This window comes from Acidithiobacillus albertensis (assembly GCF_001931655.1).
GTDB lineage: Bacteria > Pseudomonadota > Gammaproteobacteria > Acidithiobacillales > Acidithiobacillaceae > Acidithiobacillus > Acidithiobacillus thiooxidans.
In genome coordinates this window covers 18,377-37,817 of the sequence record NZ_MOAD01000001.1, presented here as the reverse complement: position 1 = coordinate 37,817, position 19,441 = coordinate 18,377, and the positions used below count along the sequence as shown (strand labels likewise).

Annotated in this window: 17 protein-coding genes; 4 read left to right on the top strand and 13 right to left on the bottom strand. The window is 57.7% G+C overall.

Going from position 1 to position 19,441, the window contains the following annotated elements; translation table 11 throughout:
- Positions 1–12 precede the first annotated feature (12 nt).
- Together BLW97_RS00160 and moaB are read right to left on the bottom strand one after the other, a co-directional pair.
- The gene (locus BLW97_RS00160; protein ID WP_075321980.1) at positions 13–582 is read right to left on the bottom strand and encodes a class I SAM-dependent methyltransferase; all 570 of its coding nucleotides are present in this window, start codon (positions 580–582) and stop codon (positions 13–15) included.
- A gap of 8 nt (positions 583–590) precedes the next feature.
- The gene (gene moaB / locus BLW97_RS00155) at positions 591–1,133 is read right to left on the bottom strand and encodes a molybdenum cofactor biosynthesis protein B (protein WP_075321979.1); all 543 of its coding nucleotides are present in this window, start codon (positions 1,131–1,133) and stop codon (positions 591–593) included.
- A gap of 143 nt (positions 1,134–1,276) precedes the next feature.
- Here moaB and BLW97_RS00150 point away from each other — a divergent pair, with 143 nt between their 5' ends.
- Genes BLW97_RS00150 through BLW97_RS00135 form a run of 4 tightly spaced genes read left to right on the top strand, consistent with a single transcriptional unit; the run spans position 1,277 to position 5,021 of the window.
- Positions 1,277–2,212: a magnesium transporter CorA family protein gene (locus tag BLW97_RS00150; RefSeq protein WP_075321978.1), complete on the top strand. Its 936-nt coding sequence runs from the start codon at positions 1,277–1,279 to the stop codon at positions 2,210–2,212.
- 30 nt (positions 2,213–2,242) lie between these two features.
- Entirely contained in the window at positions 2,243–3,184 is a 942-nt protein-coding gene (locus tag BLW97_RS00145; RefSeq protein WP_010640880.1) for a magnesium transporter CorA family protein, read from the top strand.
- A gap of 7 nt (positions 3,185–3,191) precedes the next feature.
- Positions 3,192–4,094 (top strand): CorA family divalent cation transporter, encoded by a 903-nt coding sequence (locus BLW97_RS00140; protein ID WP_075321977.1) that lies wholly within the window; start codon positions 3,192–3,194, stop codon positions 4,092–4,094.
- Between the two features lie 12 nt (positions 4,095–4,106).
- A complete protein-coding gene (locus BLW97_RS00135; protein ID WP_010640883.1) occupies positions 4,107–5,021 on the top strand; it encodes a CorA family divalent cation transporter in 915 nt (304 codons plus the stop codon).
- On the opposite strand, the gene glcF is transcribed toward BLW97_RS00135, so the two are convergent.
- The 11 genes from glcF to def form a co-directional block, all read right to left on the bottom strand.
- Positions 5,018–6,268: a glycolate oxidase subunit GlcF gene (gene glcF, locus BLW97_RS00130; protein ID WP_075321976.1), complete on the bottom strand. Its 1,251-nt coding sequence runs from the start codon at positions 6,266–6,268 to the stop codon at positions 5,018–5,020. The genes BLW97_RS00135 and glcF overlap by 4 nt on opposite strands.
- 8 nt (positions 6,269–6,276) lie before the next feature.
- Positions 6,277–7,341, bottom strand: coding sequence for a glycolate oxidase subunit GlcE (glcE, locus tag BLW97_RS00125; protein WP_193650276.1), 1,065 nt, complete (start codon positions 7,339–7,341; stop codon positions 6,277–6,279).
- A 1-nt stretch (position 7,342) separates the two neighbouring features.
- Positions 7,343–8,815 (bottom strand): FAD-linked oxidase C-terminal domain-containing protein, encoded by a 1,473-nt coding sequence (locus BLW97_RS00120; RefSeq protein ID WP_075321974.1) that lies wholly within the window; start codon positions 8,813–8,815, stop codon positions 7,343–7,345.
- A gap of 12 nt (positions 8,816–8,827) precedes the next feature.
- Complete coding sequence (locus tag BLW97_RS00115; RefSeq protein ID WP_242947625.1) at positions 8,828–10,168, bottom strand: four-carbon acid sugar kinase family protein; 1,341 nt, start codon at positions 10,166–10,168, stop codon at positions 8,828–8,830.
- Positions 10,158–12,377, bottom strand: a complete 2,220-nt coding sequence (locus BLW97_RS00110; RefSeq protein WP_075321972.1) for a phosphoketolase family protein — start codon at positions 12,375–12,377, stop codon at positions 10,158–10,160. Before BLW97_RS00110 ends, BLW97_RS00115 begins: the two co-directional genes overlap by 11 nt.
- Before the next feature lie 86 nt (positions 12,378–12,463).
- Positions 12,464–13,867 (bottom strand): sigma-54-dependent transcriptional regulator, encoded by a 1,404-nt coding sequence (locus tag BLW97_RS00105; protein WP_010640895.1) that lies wholly within the window; start codon positions 13,865–13,867, stop codon positions 12,464–12,466.
- A gap of 21 nt (positions 13,868–13,888) precedes the next feature.
- Positions 13,889–16,102, bottom strand: coding sequence for a sensor histidine kinase (locus BLW97_RS00100; protein WP_010640897.1), 2,214 nt, complete (start codon positions 16,100–16,102; stop codon positions 13,889–13,891).
- Entirely contained in the window at positions 16,072–16,677 is a 606-nt protein-coding gene (locus BLW97_RS00095; protein WP_075321971.1) for a DUF4390 domain-containing protein, read from the bottom strand. Before BLW97_RS00095 ends, BLW97_RS00100 begins: the two co-directional genes overlap by 31 nt.
- Positions 16,674–17,972 (bottom strand): 16S rRNA (cytosine(967)-C(5))-methyltransferase RsmB, encoded by a 1,299-nt coding sequence (gene rsmB / locus BLW97_RS00090; protein ID WP_010640900.1) that lies wholly within the window; start codon positions 17,970–17,972, stop codon positions 16,674–16,676. The genes BLW97_RS00095 and rsmB overlap by 4 nt, the downstream gene beginning before the upstream one ends.
- Positions 17,969–18,904 (bottom strand): methionyl-tRNA formyltransferase, encoded by a 936-nt coding sequence (gene fmt, locus BLW97_RS00085; protein ID WP_075321970.1) that lies wholly within the window; start codon positions 18,902–18,904, stop codon positions 17,969–17,971. Before fmt ends, rsmB begins: the two co-directional genes overlap by 4 nt.
- Positions 18,897–19,400, bottom strand: a complete 504-nt coding sequence (gene def, locus BLW97_RS00080) for a peptide deformylase (protein ID WP_010640902.1) — start codon at positions 19,398–19,400, stop codon at positions 18,897–18,899. Before def ends, fmt begins: the two co-directional genes overlap by 8 nt.
- Between the last annotated feature and the right edge of the window lie 41 nt (positions 19,401–19,441).

Sequence of the window (19,441 nt, the reverse complement as noted above, 5' to 3'; positions counted from 1 at the left end):
TGGATCAGTAAATTACGTCAGTGTAACAGGGCCGACAGGCGCTCTCCAGACGCCAGCGCTGCGGTCGGCGTCTTCCTCCAGCATCAGCAACTGTAAGCCCGGAAAGGCATGGTTCAGTTCACCCAGACGCAGACGAAAATCCGGATTTTGAGGTCCGCGCCCGGCATAAGGCCCGGCCCAGGTTTCGTAGAACAGCAAACCTTGGGCTTTTATGGCCTGCGCCAATATCGGGAAAAGCGGGCGGTGTAAAAAATGGGCAACCACGATCACGTCGAAGCTGTCCGGCTCCGGTGGCTGCGCCAGCACATCCCGGCATTGGGCATGGAGGGGCAGGCCCGCTGCGGCCTGCTGGACAGCGGCAATGGCCGGGTCGGCGTAATCCCAGGCCCAGGTTTCCAAACCCCGTCTGGCGAGGAACAAGGCATTAGCCCCCCGACCACAGGCAAGATCCAGCGCCTTGCCCTGTGCGGGTAGCAAAGCTGCCTGCGCCTTGAGCAGAGGCAGAGGCGGTGCTTGTTGGGGGTCGCTCCGGGCGTAGCAGTTATTCCAGCGCGCCTGCCGTTGTTGTTCGTCTTCAGGCATGAAGAAGTTCAGTGTTCATGACGAATACGTGGTAACAACTCACTGAGATTGCAGGGGCGATGCCGGTTATCCAGTTGCGGAATGATGATGGCTTCCATACCCAGGCGGACACCTCCGGTAGAACCGGGCAGCAAAAAGACCATGGTGCCCGTACAAATGGCGGCTTCGGCCCGGGACTGAATGGTGCTGGTGCCGATTTCTTCATAGGACAACATGCGGAATAATTCACCAAAGCCCGGAATGGGTTTGCTGATCAGGGGTGCGAGAGCCTCCGGGGTTACGTCCCGTCCGGTGACTCCGGTGCCGCCGGTGGCGATGATGACGTCAATGGCCGGGTCGCTTATCCAGCTTTGCATCTGCTGGCGAAGGGTTTCCGCCGTATCGGGCAGGATGCAGCGCGCCGCTATCTGGTGCCCAGCGGCCAGGGCCAGCTCCGCAATTTTGTCGCCGGATTTGTCGGTTTCCGGGGTGCGGGTATCGGAAACAGTGAGGATGGCAATGGCGAGAGGATTAAAGACTTTACTATCAGTTGCAGAATGCACATTACTCACAGCGGAATTTCCTTTACAGGCGACACGGAAGTCCAGTATAAAAGGCTCCGTCCCGTGCTCCAAATGTGCCGGCTGAGTACCCCTGACCGGGAACAGGCCAGACACTGGTGCCCTAACGCCCGCCTCTGATCTGGAGAACATCCATGGATGTATTTCCCCCGGCAGATCATCCCGTAACCGCCCATTCGGAAGAGCAAATTATTCCGGATCCGGTGAAGGGCTGGCAACATCTGACGGCGCCGAGACCCGCCGACTGGGTGCAGGCCGGGCAGCTTGCGGATGACTGGGATTTTGCCCAGGACATTCTCGATCCCGATGAACGCTCCTGGCTGCGGCGCGAAGAAAATCGGGTGTTTCTCACCTTGCAGTTTCCGGTGCGGGGCATCGTCGACGATGCCTGGACTTTGCGGCCATTGGGAATGGTTCTGCACCAGCAAAGCCTGACCACACTACTGGCTGAAGACCTGCCCTCGCTCTCGCCTTTTTTTGAGCAGATGGAGCATCTTTCCAGCCCTCCGGAAAGCATCGAGATACTTGCGGCGATTCTTAAAATACTGGCCCAGAGTTATGAAGATGCCCTGCATCAACTGAATATGGCCATCCATGAAAATGAACGGCAACTGGATTGGACGCAAAGTAATGGTGACTTTTTCACCTTGCTGGAAATCAGTAAAAGTCTGACCCGTTTTGAAGTGGCTCTGGTCGGCAACATTGCCACGGCCTTCAAGATTTCGCGTCTGGCAGAAATTCGCGATGATCTGCCAGCAACCCGACAGGTCGATACGGCCTTACTGGAGTTGCAGGTGGCCCATGAGCGCGCCCGGGTGTATGCCGGAACCAGCACGTCAATGATGGATGCCTACGCTGGTATGGTACAAAACAACATCAACCACGGGCTCAAGGTGGTGACTGTTCTGGCCATGATATTTTATGTACCGAGTATGCTGGCCACCCTGTATGGCGTGAACACGACCCTGCCCTTTCAGAAAACCCATTGGATTTTCTGGGTGATACTGTGTTTGGGGCTAGGTATTTCCGGGGGATTGGCCGCATTTTTCAAACGCAAGGGCTGGATATGATCGGGCAGGAGTCTATAAAGGAGAGGCAGAATGCTGCACTGGTTTGACGACAAAACAGATGCCCAGCTGGAAATCACCAGTGATTTTCAGTGGCCTCCCCGTGCCACCTGGATTCAGGTGGTTGCACCCAGCCAAGCCGAACTGGAATTTGTCGCCAAACATCTGCAGGTACCCGACTACCTGTTTCAGGACGTTTCCGATGAAGACGAACGTCCGCGTCTGGAACGCGACGGGGATGTGGCCCTGATCATTTTGAAAGTACCGGCCCCCATGCAGGACGATGCGGAACTCCGCTTCCAGACCCTGCCGGTAGGACTCTGGCTGCTGCCCCAGCAGATGGTCACTGCCAGCGCGCATCCCCTGGCATTGTGGGACGAACTCCGCAGTCAGCGTCAGCGCGGCAAAATCCTCCATGTTCGGGGGCTGCTCGCTGAAATTTTCCAGGCTATTGCCCGGGATTTTCTGCGGGCATTGCGCATTATCAACGCAGAAATAGCCGCCACCGAAAAAATCCTCCGCCACTCGCAGAACAATAATGAATTTTTCCGGCTGCTGGCGCTGAACAAAAGTTTGATTCTGTTTTCTGCCGCGCTCAAGGGCAACATTTCCGTGGCCCAGCAAACCCTGCGCTTGCCCATGCTCCTTCAGGATGAAGGCGATCTGGAAGACATTGCCGATGCCCTGATTGATTTGCAGCAGGCCCGGGACATGACGGAAATTTATGCCTCCACCATCACCAACATGATGGATGCTTATGTGGGCGTGCTCCAGAACAACATCAGCAACACCCTGAAAATCATTACCGCCTGGACCGTGGTGGTGGCATCGCCCGCTACGGTGGCCAGTATTTACGGGATGAACGTTCCTTTACCCCTGCAGGACTGGACTTATGCCTGGCCGGTACTGATGGGCGGGGGTTTTCTCATTTCCGGGCTGCTCTTTGTATTTTTCCGCAAAAAAGACTGGATCTGAGGCAACGATGACGGCCCGTTATTTCGACATGGCGCTTGGTGACTGGAATTCCAGTACATCTTGCACGGGTCCGGGATTATTTCTGCTCAACCCGGAACAGGCCCCCTCCTGCAGCGGACTGGGAAATCTGCTGCGCCATAGTGAAGACCAGCGCCTGTATTGTGAAGGCGAAGAAATCATCCTGCGGCTGCCCGTTGCTCTGCTGGAAGAAGATGCCCGATTTGGCACTGTCGCACAGGTAAGCCACCTGATTGTGCAGCACGACAGCCCCGGGCGCCTGGTCATCATCGCTGAAGACGCCCTGCTGGCAACCCTGCAGCAGGATTGGCTCGGCAGCCTGCAGCAAAATGCCCGTGGCGATCTTCTGCAAAGAATTCTGCTCAACATCATCTACAGTCATGAACGGGTCGCCCGGGTGTTGGTGGACCGTCTCCAGGAACTGCGTATGGCCCTGAAAACCGCCATGGGTAACCGTGAGCTGCGCGAAATTGTGGTCCTGAACCGGGATCTGGGAGAACTGGTCATCGCCTTGCGCGAAACCGGACTGATTTTGCGCGACGCCTTGCGGGCCACGCCCGGCGATGCTTCGACTTATCCCTTGCTGGATGCCGCCCTGCGCGAACAACGGCGCATGGAAGATGTGGTCAATCTGGTCTATGAGCGTTATTTGACCGTCACCAATGCCTATAACGGCATCATTCAGAATAATGCGCATACCGTCATGAAAGTCATGACCGTGTGGCTGGCGCTGCTGATGATGCCCATTGCCTTTATCATGCCCTTCCACATGATGACCATTCTCCCGCTGGAACACTGGCATTATCTGTGGTTCGGCCTGCTTGCCTATGTTTTCGGAGCCACCCTGATGTTTGCCATCTGGGCCAGAAAACACGGCTTTTTTGCGATGTAGGGAGAAGCCGCCATGCTGCGAATTACCCGCGACTGCCTGCTTTCGGGCAACGCCAACCGGCGCAGCTGGATGGCCCTGGTCAACCCTTCGGCCCTGGAATTAAGCCAGGCGGCCATGACTCTGGATATTCCCGAAAGCTTCTTGCGCAAACGCCTGGAAGGCGAGGCATCGCGGCCGCTGATCAAGGAAGAACGACTGATTTCCCTGCAATTTCAGGTGCCAATACCGGAAGATGGGCGCATCGGCCAGTTTTCTCTGGTGCCTCTCAGCGTTTATTTTGTACCGGGTTATTTCGTGACCCTGGCGGATCAGGAAATCCCCTTTCTCAACCAGTTGATTGATCCAGATAAACCGCGTAAACGCTGGGAACTCGTCCTGCGCATCATCGCCGAGGTGACCCGCCTGTACCTGCCCACCGCGCGCGCTGTGGCCCGGGAAATGGCCATGGTTGAACGGGATTTACGGCAGGCCCAGCGCCATGATGTGGTGTACCGGGGCCTGGATATTCATGACCGCCTCCTGGCCCTGGATCTGGGCTTGCTGCAACTGGAGTATGTGGTCAGTGAAATCGGCCTGTTCCTGCCCAAGGAAGACCATGATCTCAGAGAAATTCATGAAGATACGCGCATTGAACTGTCACAGGTTCGTGATCAGGTGGACAGCGACCAGGAAACCATCAATGAATTACTGGAATCTTACGCTTATGTGGTGCACAACAATGTGAATCATTTGTTCAAGTTCATGGCGGCACTGATTATTCTGGTCACCATTCCGTTGTTCATACCGGGCGCGGCGGCCATGAACGTCCCCCTGGGACCCCTACCCCACTGGCGTTATGGATTTGTCGCCGTCACCGGCGGCCTGGTACTGGTGGAAGCACTTATTGCCTGGATATTTTACCGCAAGGGGTGGTTGCGGCTGGATTAGGGTTTTTTAGACAGCAACGACTCCGCAAGCAATTCCAGCCAATGGCGGACCGGCAGCTCCGTACCACCCTGTAAATGCAACTGGCAACCGACATTGGCGGTAGCAATAGCGCAGGGTTCGCCCTGTTGCAGGGCGTCCAGCTTTTGCTCACGGAGTTGCCGAGATAAATCCGGCTGCAAAATGGAGTAGGTGCCGGCTGAACCACAACAAAGATGCGCACCGGCAACCGCCGTCAACTGGTAGCCTGCGCGTTCCAGCAAGGCTTCGACCTTACCCTGCACCCGTTGCGCATGTTGCAGTGAACACGGCGCGTGAAAGGCCAACGGGCCACGATTTTTGTGCTCCAGCGGCAGGGCTTCCAGGTGTTCGAGCAGCCATTCACTGGGGTCCCGTGCCAACGCCGCTACTTGCCGGGCTTTTTCGGCATAATCGGGGTCGTTTTGTAGAGCCTCGGCATACTCCTTGACCATGCTGCCACAACCACTGGCGCTCACCAGAATAGCCTCCGCACCGGCTATGATATGCGGCCACCAGGCATCAATATTCCGACGCATGTAATCCTGCGCTTCGGCGCGGGCGTTGAGATGCAAACTCAGGGCACCACAACACCCCGCCTCGGGGGGAACTTCCACTTGATAACCGAGCCGGTCAGCAATCTGCTCCAGAGCCGCTTCGGTTTGCGGCGTCATGACGCTTTGCACACAACCCGCAAGGGCAAGCACCGTGGGCCGGTGGTCGGACGTCGCAGCTTGCAGCAGATGCGGCACCGGAAGCGCTGTGCCAGGCCATTCGGGTATGTTCCGGGCGAGGGCTTCCGGCAAAAAGGGTTTGAACAGGGTCCCCAGTTGCAGCGCCAGACGAAAACGCGCGGGATGAGGAACCACCGCACGCAGCATATTGCGCTTCAGGCGCTCGAGGGCCGGACGCGGAATTTCGTTTTCCAGATGTTCACGGCCAATTTCCGCCAGGCGGGCATAGCGTACCCCGGAAGGACAGGTCGTTTCACAAGCGCGGCAAGTCAGGCAACGATCCAGATGTTTGAGGGTTTCAGCGCTGGCGGGCGTGCCGGCCAGAAACTCCTTGATGAGATAAATACGGCCACGGGGGCCGTCCAGTTCGTCACCCAGTAACTGATAGGTGGGACAGGTTGCCGTGCAAAAACCGCAATGGACGCAACTCCGCAAAATACTGTCCGCTTCGACAATGTCGGCGTCATTCTCAAAACGGGGAGCAATCCGGGTTTGCATAGGCTTCTCTAAAGGGCCGCGTACAGGCGACCAGGATTCAAAATACCGTGCGGATCAAACGCATTTTTCAGGCGTTGATGCAGGGCGAACAGGGCTGGCGGCAAAGGCTGGAACACCTCTTTGGCATGGTCACCGCCGCGAAACAGGGTGGCGTGTCCGCCATGCTCAGCCGCCAGCGTCTGCAGGGCGCTGGCATCCCGTTGACCGCGCAGCCAGCGCTGTCCACCACCCCATTCAATAAGCGTCTGTCCGGGCAGAGCCAGGGGGGGCGTGGCGGGCGCTACGGCCAGCCGCCAGAGTGCTGCGCTTCCCTGAAAAAATACATGGCGATGTTCACGCAGATTTTTCCAGAAAAGGATGCCGTCGTTTTCGTCCAGCACCGCTCCACCGATTTTGCTCTGCGCCGCTGCGACGGCTTTCTCCGTCCCCGACAGACGCAGGTACAAGTGGGCCCCATCCCAGGCACTGGCTGACAAGGGCAGGGGCTGGCCCGCCCATTGATTCATCCGGACAATGGCTGTAGCCATGTCGGTGTCGTGTACCAGTGTCAGCTCCCGCTCGGGACGCGGCAACACTTTGAGCGTCACTTCCAGCAAAATGCCGAGGGTACCCAAAGACCCTACCAGTAGACGGGATACATCATAGCCCGCCACATTTTTCATGACCTGTCCGCCAAAGCGCAAGGATTCTCCCAGACCATTGAGCATGTGCACACCCAGCACGTAATCCCGGGCAGAACCCGCATAAGGCCGCCGTGGACCGGAAAAACCACAGGCCAGGGTGCCACCGATCGTAGCTTCCGCCCCGAAAAAAGGCGGCTCGAAGGGCAGCATCTGGCCAGCTTCGGCCAACTGTTCCTGCAAGGTCTGCAGGCTTGTCCCGGCCCGCAGGGTCACAAACAGTTCACTGGGTTCGTAATCCACAATCCCTTGATGCTCGCGCAATAGCAACGGTTCCGCATCAGCAGTTTTTCTGCCGTAAAAGCGCTTGGTCCCGGCCCCCTGAATCTGCAGGGGACGCGACTGCTGAAAGGCTTCGCGGACCTGTTCCTGCAAACGCTCGCGCTGATCCATCTTAAAAGCGCTCCAGTTCCGGGAAAGGTAATTGACCATGATGCACATGCATGGCTCCCAGTTCTGCGCAGCGATGCAGACTGGGGACGGCCTTGCCCGGATTCAGCCGCCCTTCGGGATCAAAGGCCGCCTTGATGCGGTGCAACTGGGCCAGCTCGGCAGGCGTAAACTGGGCGCACATGCTGTCCAGTTTTTCTACGCCGACACCGTGCTCTCCGGTGATACTGCCGCCGACCGCCACACACAGTTCCAGAATGCGCTGACCGAGGGCTTCTGCAGCATGCAACTGCTCTTCCACATTGGCGTCATAGAGGATGAGCGGGTGCAGGTTGCCATCGCCAGCATGAAACACATTGGCGACCCGCAAACCATATTCGGCCGACCAGATCGCGATTTGTTCGAGAACTTCCGCCAAACGCCTGCGCGGGATGGTCCCATCCATACAGTAATAATCAGGGGCCAGGCGACCCACCGCCGGAAACGCGGCCTTGCGGCCTTTCCAGAGTAACAGCCGGGTTTCGGCATCAGCGGCAATACGGATGCTGGTGGCCCCTTGCCGCTGTAACAGCTTTTCCACGGCGCGCAGGCGTTCCTGAAGTTCTGCCTCGGTCCCATCCAGTTCGCAGAGCAAAATGGCAGCGGCATCGCGGGGGTAACCGGCATGCACAAAATTTTCGGCGGCTTCTATGGCGAGTTGGTCCATCATTTCCAGCCCGGCCGGAATGATTCCCGCCGCAATGATGGCACTCACCGCATCTGCTGCCGCCACCACCGAGGCGAAAGCCGCCAGCAATACCAGAGTATTTTCGGGAACCGGCAGCAAGCGCAACGTACATTCGGTCACGATACCCAGCAATCCTTCCGAACCCATCATCAGCGCCAGCAGATCATAGCCGGGACTGTCGGGCGCCTGACTGCCGATTTCCAGACGTTCACCCGATACATCCAGCACTTCCAGAGCCAGCACATTGTGGACCGTCAAGCCGTATTTCAGACAATGTACCCCACCGGAATTTTCTGCCACATTGCCGCCAATGGTACAGGCGATCTGGGAGGAAGGATCCGGCGCATAGTACAGGCCCATGGGCCGCGCTGCTTCACTGATGGCCAGATTGCGCACCCCCGGCTGCACCCGGGCCGTACGGTTGCTGGTGTCCAGCGCCCGAATCTGCTTGAGTCGCGCCAGGGAAAGCACAATGGCCCCGGCGCTGGGACGAGCGCCACCGGATAAGCCGGTGCCCGCCCCTCTGGGAACCACCGCTACACCATACTGCTGACAGATTTTCAGAACAGCCTGTACCTCTGCTCGATGACGGGGGAGGACCACCGCCAGAGGCAGCTCCCTGAGCACCGACAAACCATCACATTCGTAAGGATGCAGGTCCTCGCTCTGCGTCAGCAGGCTATCGTCCGGCAATAGGGCGCGGAGGGCGCTGAGAAATGCGGCATGATCGGAATCAGGACTGCCCGCCATGAGTTGCGCCCGTCACCGACCGCGCAGGCGACGCCGTGCCAAGGCAAGACTTTCGGCATCCCCGACGTTACCGGGAAATATCACCACCGGCAGATCCGGATAGCGTGGATGATCATGCGGACACTGAACCACAGAGCAGCCGGGCAAAATCTGCCCCATGACCCGCGCCTTGCGCAGCGCCAGCCCGCTACTCAGAACATCATTGGACGTGATACCACCCTTGCTGATGAGGAAACCCAGATCTTCGGGCAGACCACGCAACAGATCCATGAGAAAAGCCGATACGGTTTCACCGAAAGCCAAACGTGTCGCCTGATCGGCAAACTGGCGTTCACTGCGGCTGGTAAAAATCACCAGATCCAGGCCCTGAGCGTGAAGCCTGGCGGCCTGATCGAGAAGATGGGTTAACTGCTTCTTGCCCGCCTCCCCGCTGCAGGCATCCACCTCTACCTCCAGTCCTTGCAGACCCGATTCCTCCAGCAAGCGGCTGAGCTGCTCGGTGGTTTTACGCACATGAGAACCGACCAGAATGGCTCCGGCTTTACCCCCGCGTACCAGTTGTGCCATGTTTTCCGCAGATACCGGCTGGGGCGGCAGATCGGCCAGTGCGGTCAGCAAGCTGGCCGCACTTCGGAACAGAAAACGCTTGCCCTGCCCGGCAGCAGCCCGTAAATCCCGGGCAAAGGTGTGCAGATCTGCCGCTTCCACGGCGTCCACGACCACACAGGTATTATTTTTGAGTGCCAAAAGCTGCGCCAGGCAACCGGCGCGCAAGTCCGCCAGACGCAAGCGTTGCACCTGCTCCGCAGGAATGCGTCCGTGGGTTTTTTCGGCCACATAATCGGGCAGATAACTATGCTGAAAGGCAAACACCGAATCCCGGGCAAATTCGGTTTCATGGGCGGGAACTTCTACCCCGTTCTGGATGACATAATGGGTGCTGTCACGGGTAATGCGCCCTCCTTCAAAAAATGCCGGAACCAGAAAATGCGCATCAAAGGGTCCCAACTCCTCAGCCATCACATCGGTTTCGACCGGATAATGGCCGCGCAAGGTCGAATCCGAGCGACTCACCAGCAACGGTTGTATCGGCTGTCCGTTATTGGCCAACTGCTCCAGAGCCACATGCAGGTTCCGGCAGATTTCCCGGGTGACCTGTTCGGCACGGACGGCAGTCATGCCCCGGGTATTACTCAAAACAAAAAAGAGCGGGGAATCATCCTGCAAGGCTTCCCGCAGGGTCTCAGGATCCCATCGGGTCAGCAGCAGGCAGGAATGGACCGTCTGCGAGCCGGTGGGATCATCATCAATGACGATGATTTTGGTACGGGTTTCCCGGGGATTACTGCCCACCAAAACTCCGCACCTTGCTGAGAATGGCATCCGCCGTAATCCCATTGAAAGCCATCAGTTCACCCGCGCTGGCGGTGGTTTCACCGCGCTGCCAGGCCAGGGTATCGCGATACGCCGCGCGACTGCGTAAGAGCACCGGCTCCAGCGCTCCGGAACCGCCACCGCCGATGGTCAGTAACATGTCGCCGGCAAACAACTGGTGGAATTCCGCATCAGCCATGAAATCCGTATCCGGCTCGGATACGGTATGCGCAGCCACATCCGAGGGGCGATACAACTGACGGGGATTGATGACGGAAACAATGCGCACCCCGTACCCTTCTTTTTCCAGGATCTCGCGGGCGGCGAACACCGGCATCAACACCATGTCTCCGGTAACGGCAAAAGTTACCGTGCCGCGCGTGCCGCCAGCCCCTTCATAAAGAACTGCAGCGCCCTTACGGACTGCCGCACGCGCTTCGGCCATACTCAGATGCACGGGCAGCGGGCTTTTCGAGGCAATGATAATCATCGACTTGTTGACGCTATTCACGGCGTATTCATAGGCGGCCTGGATGACGTTGGCATCCGTGGGATAGAGCAGAAACACATTGCCATTGCGCATTTGCGCGGCGAAATAGTTTTCGATTTCCGGACGTTGGTGAGTCCAGCCATTGCGACCCTGCTCCAGAGCTCCCGCCGTGAACATGCATACCGTCGAGGGAGTCTTGCGGCGCAGCTCGGCCATCGCCTGACCCACTGTCTGCATAATCGGCCAGCCGTTGATGGCAAAGGACTCATAGGATAACCACAGGGAACGACTGCCAAACAGGGCCAGACCCGCTGCCAGACCCGCGCAGGCATCTTCGTTGAGGGGCTCGTAAACCTGCCCTCCGGGCTGCTGGTTGTAGAGCGGATCTTCCGTGGGATGGCGGATTTTCAGGGCATCATTAATGTTCTTCATGGCTGAAGCTTCATTACCATCGGCATTGCTCACCACAAAGCGCGGGTCCTGCTGTCCCAGCCAGGCGACCAGTGCGCCCATGGCGGTGGCCGGCACGGCCTGTTCTCCGACGGCAAAATTCTGCAGGGGAAACTCACCCAATTGGGCGATTTCCAGCACCTGCTCGGTCACCGCTGTTTTGGCAGCAGGGCCCCCTCCGGCACGGGAGAAGTTGTCGCGGACCAGCGCCCAGGCCTCCGGACTCAGCGCGCGCTTTTGCAAAGCAGCTTTGATTTCCGGTGACTCAAAAGTGTCCTTGGGATACAAATTGTGGGATTTTGCACCGGAGACATGCACCCCGGCACCCTTCAACTGTTTGAGGATGAAAGCGGTGTGACGACCATTCAAGGCATTTTGCGCGGCCTTGGCGGCAGCACTCAGAACCGCTTCCATGAAAGCCATGCGTTGCCCGAAGGAGAAACGCGTGGAATCCACATAGGCGCCTTCCTGTCCGGCATCATCATAATCCTTGGCATCAACCAGAATGACCTCATCAAAGTCATGCGCCCGCCAGTAGGCCATCATTTCCGCGTTGCTCATCAGCGAGACCATGGAATGATGTTCCTGGCTGAAACCATTCCAGACCAAGATCGGCAGATAGTTGGTCACCCGGGGATAGGCAAAGTGAAAATGTTTCATGGAGCTCAGTACATACGGTTCGCCAAAGCCGCCATCGCCGATGGTGACCGGGAACAGCGTGCCGGGATGCAGCAGCGCCCCGGCCATGGCGAAATGTTGCCCCTGTCCCAGCGGACCGGCAGGCGCCAACAGACCCGGAATAGCGCCGGAGAGATGACCCAGCAGACCATGCTGTTCGCGGAAGCGCGCCATCATGTCATTCATGTTCTGAATACCCATGGCTTCCAGGGAGCGGTCGAGAAACATGGCACTGTAAAAGCCGGGCGCGTGGTGCCCCACTTCCGTGACAATGTTGGTATGACCAAGCATGACCATGGCCGCATAGGCCTCCGCGCTGGAGGCAAAACCCCCGGGATGGCCGGACGACTTGGCGGTACAGACCTGCAGCGTGCAATAACGCAGAGCATCGGCCAACAACAGCGACTGGTACACCGCCTCCCGTGCCTGGGGGTTCGCAATCGCCTTATGATCCGCAGCAATGGCAGAGGATTTGCCGTATTCGTCGAAATCCGGCCAGTTCTCACCAAAGTAGAGCATTCCCGCACAAAACTCGGGGGCATTGGTGGGCAAAGTATTTTGCTGGGTCATAACGGGCTTCCTGTAGCTAAAAATATTGCGCCCACTCTAAGCAGGATCACAGGAATCCGCAATAGAGCGGGTTTTTGGTATTGAATTCAATCCTCTTCTTCGCCGTCTTCGCCAACTCTTCTTTCGCCCTTGAGGGCAATGCTGAGATTTTTCAGCTTACGATACAGATGGGTACGTTCAAGCCCGACGATTTCAGCGGTGCGGGCAATATTCCAGTCATTGCGCGCCAGATGATACTCAAGAAAAGCCCGTTCAAAGCGTTCGCGGGCCCGTTTGAGGGTGCCGCCGAAGTCGTCCTCGTCGAAGTTGCTGTTGGCGAGAGCCATGCGGTTATCCAGACCCAGCGCGCCTTCGATTTCTGCCGCGCTGATTTCCGGACCTTCAGCCAGAATCAGCAGGCGTTCCACCAGATTTTGCAGTTCGCGAACATTCCCCGGCCAGGGATAGTGGTTGAGAACATCCATGCTGTCCGGCGCAAAACGGCGGCCGGGCAGACCATCCCGGGCACCATAAAAACGCACAAATTCTTCAATGAGTACCGGGATATCCGCCGTTCGCGCCGCCAAGGGCGGGACCCGCAAGGGCAAGGCACTCAGCCGATAGTACAGGTCACTGCGAAACTGGCCGTTTTGTACAGCCTGGGATAAATCATGGGCACTGCCGGCAATGACCCGCACATCGACCGGCACGGGGGTACTGCCCCCCACCCGGATGATGCGTTTTTCCTGCAAGGCTGAAAACAGACGGGCCTGGGTTTCCAGATCCATATCGGCTATTTCGTCGATGAACAGAGTCCCGCCATGGGCGACTTCCAGACGTCCACGGATGAGTTTGCCCTGGGTTTCATTACCAAAAAGTTCCGTAGCCACATTGGGCCGGGCAATGGCGGCAGCACGCAGGTCCACAAAAGGCCCCTGTGCCCGACGGCTCTGCCGGTGCAGATAACGGGCCGCAACTTCCTTGCCGCTTCCCGCTTCGCCGAGCAACAGGGCCCAAGAGTCTACCGCAGCGACCCGGGTGAGCTGCTCCCGAAACTGACGAATGGCCGGACTATCCCCACTGGGCCGTTCTACCCAGCCGGTTTGGGCACGCAGGTCGCGATTTTCGCGCTGCAGGCGGCTGGCCTCCAGGGCGTGGGCAACCGTCAGCAGGGTTTTGTCCAAAGACAGCGGCTTTTCGACAAAATCATAAGCACCCAGCTTGGTGGCCTGGACGGCGGTTTCAATGGTGGCGTGTCCGGACATCATCACCACGGGCTGCTCCAGACCCGCATCCGCCCAGCGCCGCAACAAGGTGATGCCATCTTCACCGGGCATCCAGATATCCAGCAGGACCAGATCCACCATCTGGTCGCGCAGAAATTCCTCTGCCGCCGCTGCGCTGCCTGCCGTTTGTACCTGATACCCTTCATCTTCGAGAATATCCGCCAGGGTCTGGCAGATATCGGGTTCATCATCGACGATCAGAATCTTCAATCTTGCCGCTTCCATGCCACCTCCAGAAAATCCAGGTCAACCCAGGGGAAAATCCATCACAATCCGCGCGCCACCATTAACGCCCTGATTATCGGCAATAATCACTCCGCCATGCTCTTCGACAATGCGGCGGACAATGGCCAGGCCCAAGCCCGAACCTTTGACCTTGCTGGTCACATAGGGCTCAAATACCCGGGCCAGGAGTTCTGCCGGAAAACCAGGACCGTCATCCATTACGCTCAACTCTAGCATCTTTGCCGAGCCGCTGTCCGTCAAGCCGGTGCGAATCAGAATATGTTTTCCGGCAGGACTTTGTTCCGTACCTTGCAGGGCATCCATGGCGTTACGCAGTAAATTGTTGAGAATCTGGCGCAGGCGATGCACATCTGCGCGAATACTGGGCAGATCCGCAGCCAGCTCCGCACGGATTTCAATACCATTTTCCTGCCCTCGATAGAGGTCCAGAACATCGAGAATCAAAGGATTGATCTCCAGCGGCCGAAGCTCGATTTGCGGTTGCCGGGCATACTCGGAGAAAGCATCTACCAGCACTTTCAGGGCATCCACCTGATGAATAATGGTTCGCGTCGCCCGATCCAGGGTTTCACCTTCATCACCCAGACGCTCCAGATATTTGCGGCGCAGGCGTTCGGCCGAAAGCTGGATGGGCGTCAGCGGATTTTTGATTTCATGGGCCAGGCGGCGGGCTACCTCGCTCCAGGCGGCGCTGCGCTGGGCGGAAACCAGGGTACTGATGTCATCAAATACCAGAACAAAGCCTTTACTGCCGGCTTCGTCGGCAAATTGCGCACCGTGTACGATCAGGGTTTGCGGTCCATCACTGCGCTCCAGCTGCAGCTCTTTTTGCATACCGGTGCGGGGATGTTCCACCCACTCGGTCACCAGCTTCCAGAGCGGTTCGAGAACGGCCCCGTCCTGCAGTTCTTGCAAAGCCCGGCCCTTGGGTAAATCTTCCTGCAGAATCTGGACAGCTGCCGCATTGATTTCTGCCAGACAATGCTCGCCATCAAAGGTGAGAATGCCGCTGGATAATTGTCCCAACATGGTTTCCAGATAGAGCCGGCGCTGCTCTGCCTGCTCCTGAGCGGCGGCCGCCTGCTGTTTGGCGCGGGCAAGCTGGCGCGTCATATTGTTGAAGGAGTGCAGCAAAACGCCCAACTCATCCTGACTGGCAATGGTTTGCAGGGGGATAAATTCGCCCCGGGCTACGGCCTGGGTGCCTGCAGCCAGCCGGGCAATAGGGGCCGTCAGCCGCCTGGCCAGATGCAGCCCCATCCACACCGCAGACAAAACTGCCAGGAGCAGCGCTACGGCCAGACTGAGCTGAAAAGCCGTTTTCATGGGCTCACGCATCAGCATAAGCTGATGGTAGCGGGTATAGGCCACCTGTACGGCTTCTGCCGCCTTGGTAAGCTGTTCGGGAATGGGCTGCTCCACATAGAGCATGCGGTTACTTTCACCCAGATGCGGGCTCAGAACGGGAATCAGCGCCTTGACCAGCAGGCTGCCATCGGCTTCCGGTTCAATATTTGCGGTAGGGTGTCCTTCTTCCATGGACAGAATTTCCTGACGCGGCAGACGCGGTGCCAGGGCCAGATTATTACTGCTGGTGGCAATAATCCGGTTATCACTGGAAAACAGGGTGACGCTGCTCAAATGGTACTGATCACGCAAGGCAATGACTGTCAGAATGGCATTACTGTCTGATTCACCCACCAAAGCCTGGGCGATACTCTCGGCAGCGAGCAGCGTCGAATTGCGATAACGGTCAATGCCGGCCTTGGCCACATTCAAAGCCTGGTCCAGAGCACTTTGCACGGCCGAACTGAACCAGGAATCGACCCCCCGATTCAGGTACTGCCAGGAAAATCCGAAAACCACGGCCGCAGGCAGAAAACTCAACAGGGTGATGATGATCACCAAACGCGTGGCGAGCTGACTGCCTACTTCTCCCCGACGCAGCCGGACCAATAGCGCCACCACGGAAACCAGCACCAAAACCAGCAAAAAAAGGACGATGCCTGCTGAAATGACCAGCATAGGGACAAAATAGCGGCTTAGGGGTCCGCCCGCGCTGGTAAAAAAATTGATCGCCAGAAAGCCTAAAATGGCCAGAAGCAATAAAATGGCACCCCAGCGGGGGCCAACCTTCTGGCGTTCCGGCGCCGCGCCGGCACTGAGGGCGCGTAACCAGTTTCTCAGTTTGAAAGGAGCGCGCTGACGGTCCATGGGGACTCCAGTTTCCAGTGATCCAGCAATGCACGCAGGCGCAGAGGGACGGGCAGCGCCTGTATATCCACATAAACCCGCAGCGCTACCCGTCCCCGTGCCGCGCCCTGTTGCAAAGGCAATTCGAAATCATGAATCTGCTTCAAGACGCTGACAACATCCTGCCAATGATTGAATAAGCGCAGGGTGCCTGCTGCATTTTTCAGTGCGTATTGGTTGGTCAGCGGATAATAGTGAATTTGCCAGCGGACTTCTTTTTGCGCATGGGTGCCCAGACCTGTAATAAAGGAAAATGGTTCGGGTTCCCGCCATTCCGCTTTCACGACCCAGATCAGGGTCTGTCCCTGATCGAGAATTTCCTGCAGCAGGTCTTCTTTAGTGATTTGCACCTGAGCATTGATTTTCACCCGGTTCATTTCTGGCGTGACCTGTAACTGTTCCACGTGAAACGCGGTACCTGCCAAAGCCCAGCCACAACCCACAAAACACCACAAGACCAGGATCAGGCCCAGCAAAACCGCGCCGCGCTTGCGCATCATGCCACCCGCTCGCGCAAAAACCAGCACAGAGGTCATTCAGCTTTCACCAGGAGGGCATAGTAAAAACCATCCATGTCGTTCTGACCCGGCAAATGTTGTCCGGTGAGGGGATGGGCCTGCTGGCGAGCATCCTCGTGGCGTGCCAGAAACGCCCGAATCTGCAACAGATTTTCTTCGGGCAGGATCGAACAGGTCGCATAAAGAAGCCGACCGCCGGGGCGCAAACAACCCCATAATGCCTCCAGAAGGCGTTGCTGTTGGGCCACGGCCTGCTGGACATCTTCGGCTTGACGGCGCAGGCGGATATCGGGATGCCGGCGAATGACGCCAACGCCCGTACAGGGCGCATCCAGGAGAATGGCGTCATATGGTTCACCATTCCACCAGCTTTCCGGATCACCGGCATCGGCAGCCTGCAGATGGGCAATAGCCCCCTGCCGGAATAGCGCTTCCCGTAATTTCTGGAGACGTTCTGCAGAGCGGTCCAAGGCATCCAGACGGCGTGCGCCCAATGCCCAAAGATGCGCAGTTTTTCCTCCCGGTGCGGCACAAGCATCCAGTATTCGTTCTTCGGATTGGGGAGCCAGAATGTGCGCGGCCATCTGGGCTGCCGCATCCTGCACGGCCACCCAGCCCGCGTCCCAACCCGGAAGCGTGGCGACCGGAATGCTTTCGGGAAGACAAAGAGCGGCGTCACTCCAGTCCACTCCATGACAGGACAAACCTTGTGCCAGCAGCAACTCGCGGTAGTTTTCGGGGCTGACCCGCTGCGTATTGACGCGCAGCCAGAGGGGTGCGGGACGATTGTTGGCGGCGGCTATGGCTGACCATTCTTCCGGATAGGCTTCCCTGAGGCGCGCGGCCAGCCAGGCCGGATGACTCAGATCAGGATCCGCTAGTTGCGCTTCCAGGGCTTCACGTTCACGCAGAAAGCGGCGCAAAACCGCATTCATCAGACCCTTAGCCCAGGTTTTCTGGAGTGTTTCAACCATCTCCACCCAATCGTTCACCACCGCAAAAGCGGGGCGCTGTCCATGCCGCAATTCAAAAAGTGCCAGATGCAGAAGAAAACCCAGATTCTGGTCTTCTTCCCGCCAGCTTTTGCGCAGCAGTAATCCGGATAATTTCTGCAGTAACAAATATTCCCGCAAGGTTCCCAGCACCAGCCACTGCAATGTGGCGCGCTCCGGGCCGCTGACTGTCGTAGCGGCCAGGGCCTGATCGACTTTTTCGCCTTCATCCACGGCTTGCAATACCTTGATGGCTGCTTGCCGCAGCAGGGTTCCGCCGGGCATGCCGGGGCTTCCCTGGTGATTTGGTTTTTTACTCATCCCAACTTTTCTCCCTGCACAGGATGATATCCACGGATGAAATCTCCCGCGCTGAGTTTTCCCTTGCCCGCCGGTTGCAAAAGCAACAATTCGAGTTGCCCGTCACCACAGGCTACCGTGAAACTCTCCTTGTGGATGGCGGTGATGCTTCCTGGCGCAATATCCACCGTTGCCGCTATCGGTCTGACTTGCCAGACGCGCAATCCTTTCTCCCGAAACAGCGTATGCGCAATGGGGCTGGGATTAAAGGCGCGCACCTGACGGTCCAGCATTGCAGCGGGAAGCTGCCAGTCCAGCAAGGCTTCTTCTTTCTTCAGCTTACGCGCGTAGCTTACCCGGCTTTCATCCTGAACCAGTGCTGTTGCGGTCCCTGCCCAGAGCGCGTCCAGAGCCTGCCGCAAGGCGGCTTTGCCCAGCAGTGCCAGACGATCATGGAGGCTGGCCGCCGTGTCTTCAGGATGTATGGGACAGGTAAGTACGTTCAGCACCGGTCCAGAATCCAGCCCGGCTTCCATTTGCATAATGGCCACCCCGCTTTCCACGTCTCCGGCAGCAATGGCGCGGGCAATGGGGGCGGCACCACGCCAGGCGGGTAACAGACTGGCGTGGACATTAATGGCGCCAAGGCGGGGTGTATCGAGAACTGCCTGCGGAAGTATCTGTCCGTAGGCCACGACAATCAGGAGATCCAGCTGCAAGCTGCGCAACAAATCCAGAGCCTCGGGAGTTTTGCAGGACTCCGGCTGAAAAACCGGAATACCCGCCTCCCTGGCCAATTGCTTGACCGGGCTTTCCTGCAGATGGCGACCGCGCCCTGCAGGGCGATCGGGCTGCGTCAACACACCCACCAGAACTTCCGGACCGGCCAGTAATTCTTCAAGAACGATGCGGGCGAATTCTGGAGTTCCCGCAAAAACAATGCGTTTACTCACCCTGACGCACCCGCTTTTCCGCCTTGCGACGGATCAGATTCTGTTTCAGGCGCGACAGATGATCCACAAACAAGGTGCCATTGAGATGATCAATTTCATGCTGAATGCACACCGCCAGCAGGCCATCAGCTTCGAGCTCAATGAGTTTCCCCTGTACGGTGGTTGCCCGCAGGGTAATTTTTTCGGCCCGCCGAACCGTTTCCAGAACCCCGGGAACCGACAGACAACCTTCTTTCATTTCTTCCTCGCCACTATGGGCGATGATTTCGGGGTTCACCAGCACCATCAAATCATTGCGATTTTCAGAAACATCCACGACAATCAGGCGTTGTCCGGCAGCCACCTGAGGAGCCGCCAAACCGATCCCCGGAGCATCGTACATGGTTTCCGCCATGTCATCGGCAAGCTGCTGAACCTGCTTGTCCACCCGGACAATAGGCTGCGCCATATTCTTGAGGCGCTGATCGGGAAATTCGAGTATTTTCAGGAGCGACATTTTTACCACCAAATTAATGAAGGGCTATCCGGCAAAAAACG

Bases quoted from the DNA above. Each gene is read 5' to 3' on its own strand.
- BLW97_RS00160 (WP_075321980.1), bottom strand. From the start codon at position 582: ATGCCTGAAGACGAACAACAACGGCAGGCGCGCTGGAATAACTGCTAC.
- BLW97_RS00150 (WP_075321978.1), top strand. From the start codon at position 1,277: ATGGATGTATTTCCCCCGGCAGATCATCCCGTAACCGCCCATTCGGAA.
- BLW97_RS00145 (WP_010640880.1), top strand. From the start codon at position 2,243: ATGCTGCACTGGTTTGACGACAAAACAGATGCCCAGCTGGAAATCACC.
- BLW97_RS00140 (WP_075321977.1), top strand. From the start codon at position 3,192: ATGACGGCCCGTTATTTCGACATGGCGCTTGGTGACTGGAATTCCAGT.
- BLW97_RS00135 (WP_010640883.1), top strand. From the start codon at position 4,107: ATGCTGCGAATTACCCGCGACTGCCTGCTTTCGGGCAACGCCAACCGG.
- glcF (WP_075321976.1), bottom strand. From the start codon at position 6,268: ATGCAAACCCGGATTGCTCCCCGTTTTGAGAATGACGCCGACATTGTC.
- glcE (WP_193650276.1), bottom strand. From the start codon at position 7,341: ATGGATCAGCGCGAGCGTTTGCAGGAACAGGTCCGCGAAGCCTTTCAG.
- BLW97_RS00120 (WP_075321974.1), bottom strand. From the start codon at position 8,815: ATGGCGGGCAGTCCTGATTCCGATCATGCCGCATTTCTCAGCGCCCTC.
- BLW97_RS00110 (WP_075321972.1), bottom strand. From the start codon at position 12,377: ATGACCCAGCAAAATACTTTGCCCACCAATGCCCCCGAGTTTTGTGCG.
- BLW97_RS00105 (WP_010640895.1), bottom strand. From the start codon at position 13,867: ATGGAAGCGGCAAGATTGAAGATTCTGATCGTCGATGATGAACCCGAT.
- BLW97_RS00100 (WP_010640897.1), bottom strand. From the start codon at position 16,102: ATGGACCGTCAGCGCGCTCCTTTCAAACTGAGAAACTGGTTACGCGCC.
- BLW97_RS00095 (WP_075321971.1), bottom strand. From the start codon at position 16,677: ATGACCTCTGTGCTGGTTTTTGCGCGAGCGGGTGGCATGATGCGCAAG.
- rsmB (WP_010640900.1), bottom strand. From the start codon at position 17,972: ATGAGTAAAAAACCAAATCACCAGGGAAGCCCCGGCATGCCCGGCGGA.
- def (WP_010640902.1), bottom strand. From the start codon at position 19,400: ATGTCGCTCCTGAAAATACTCGAATTTCCCGATCAGCGCCTCAAGAAT.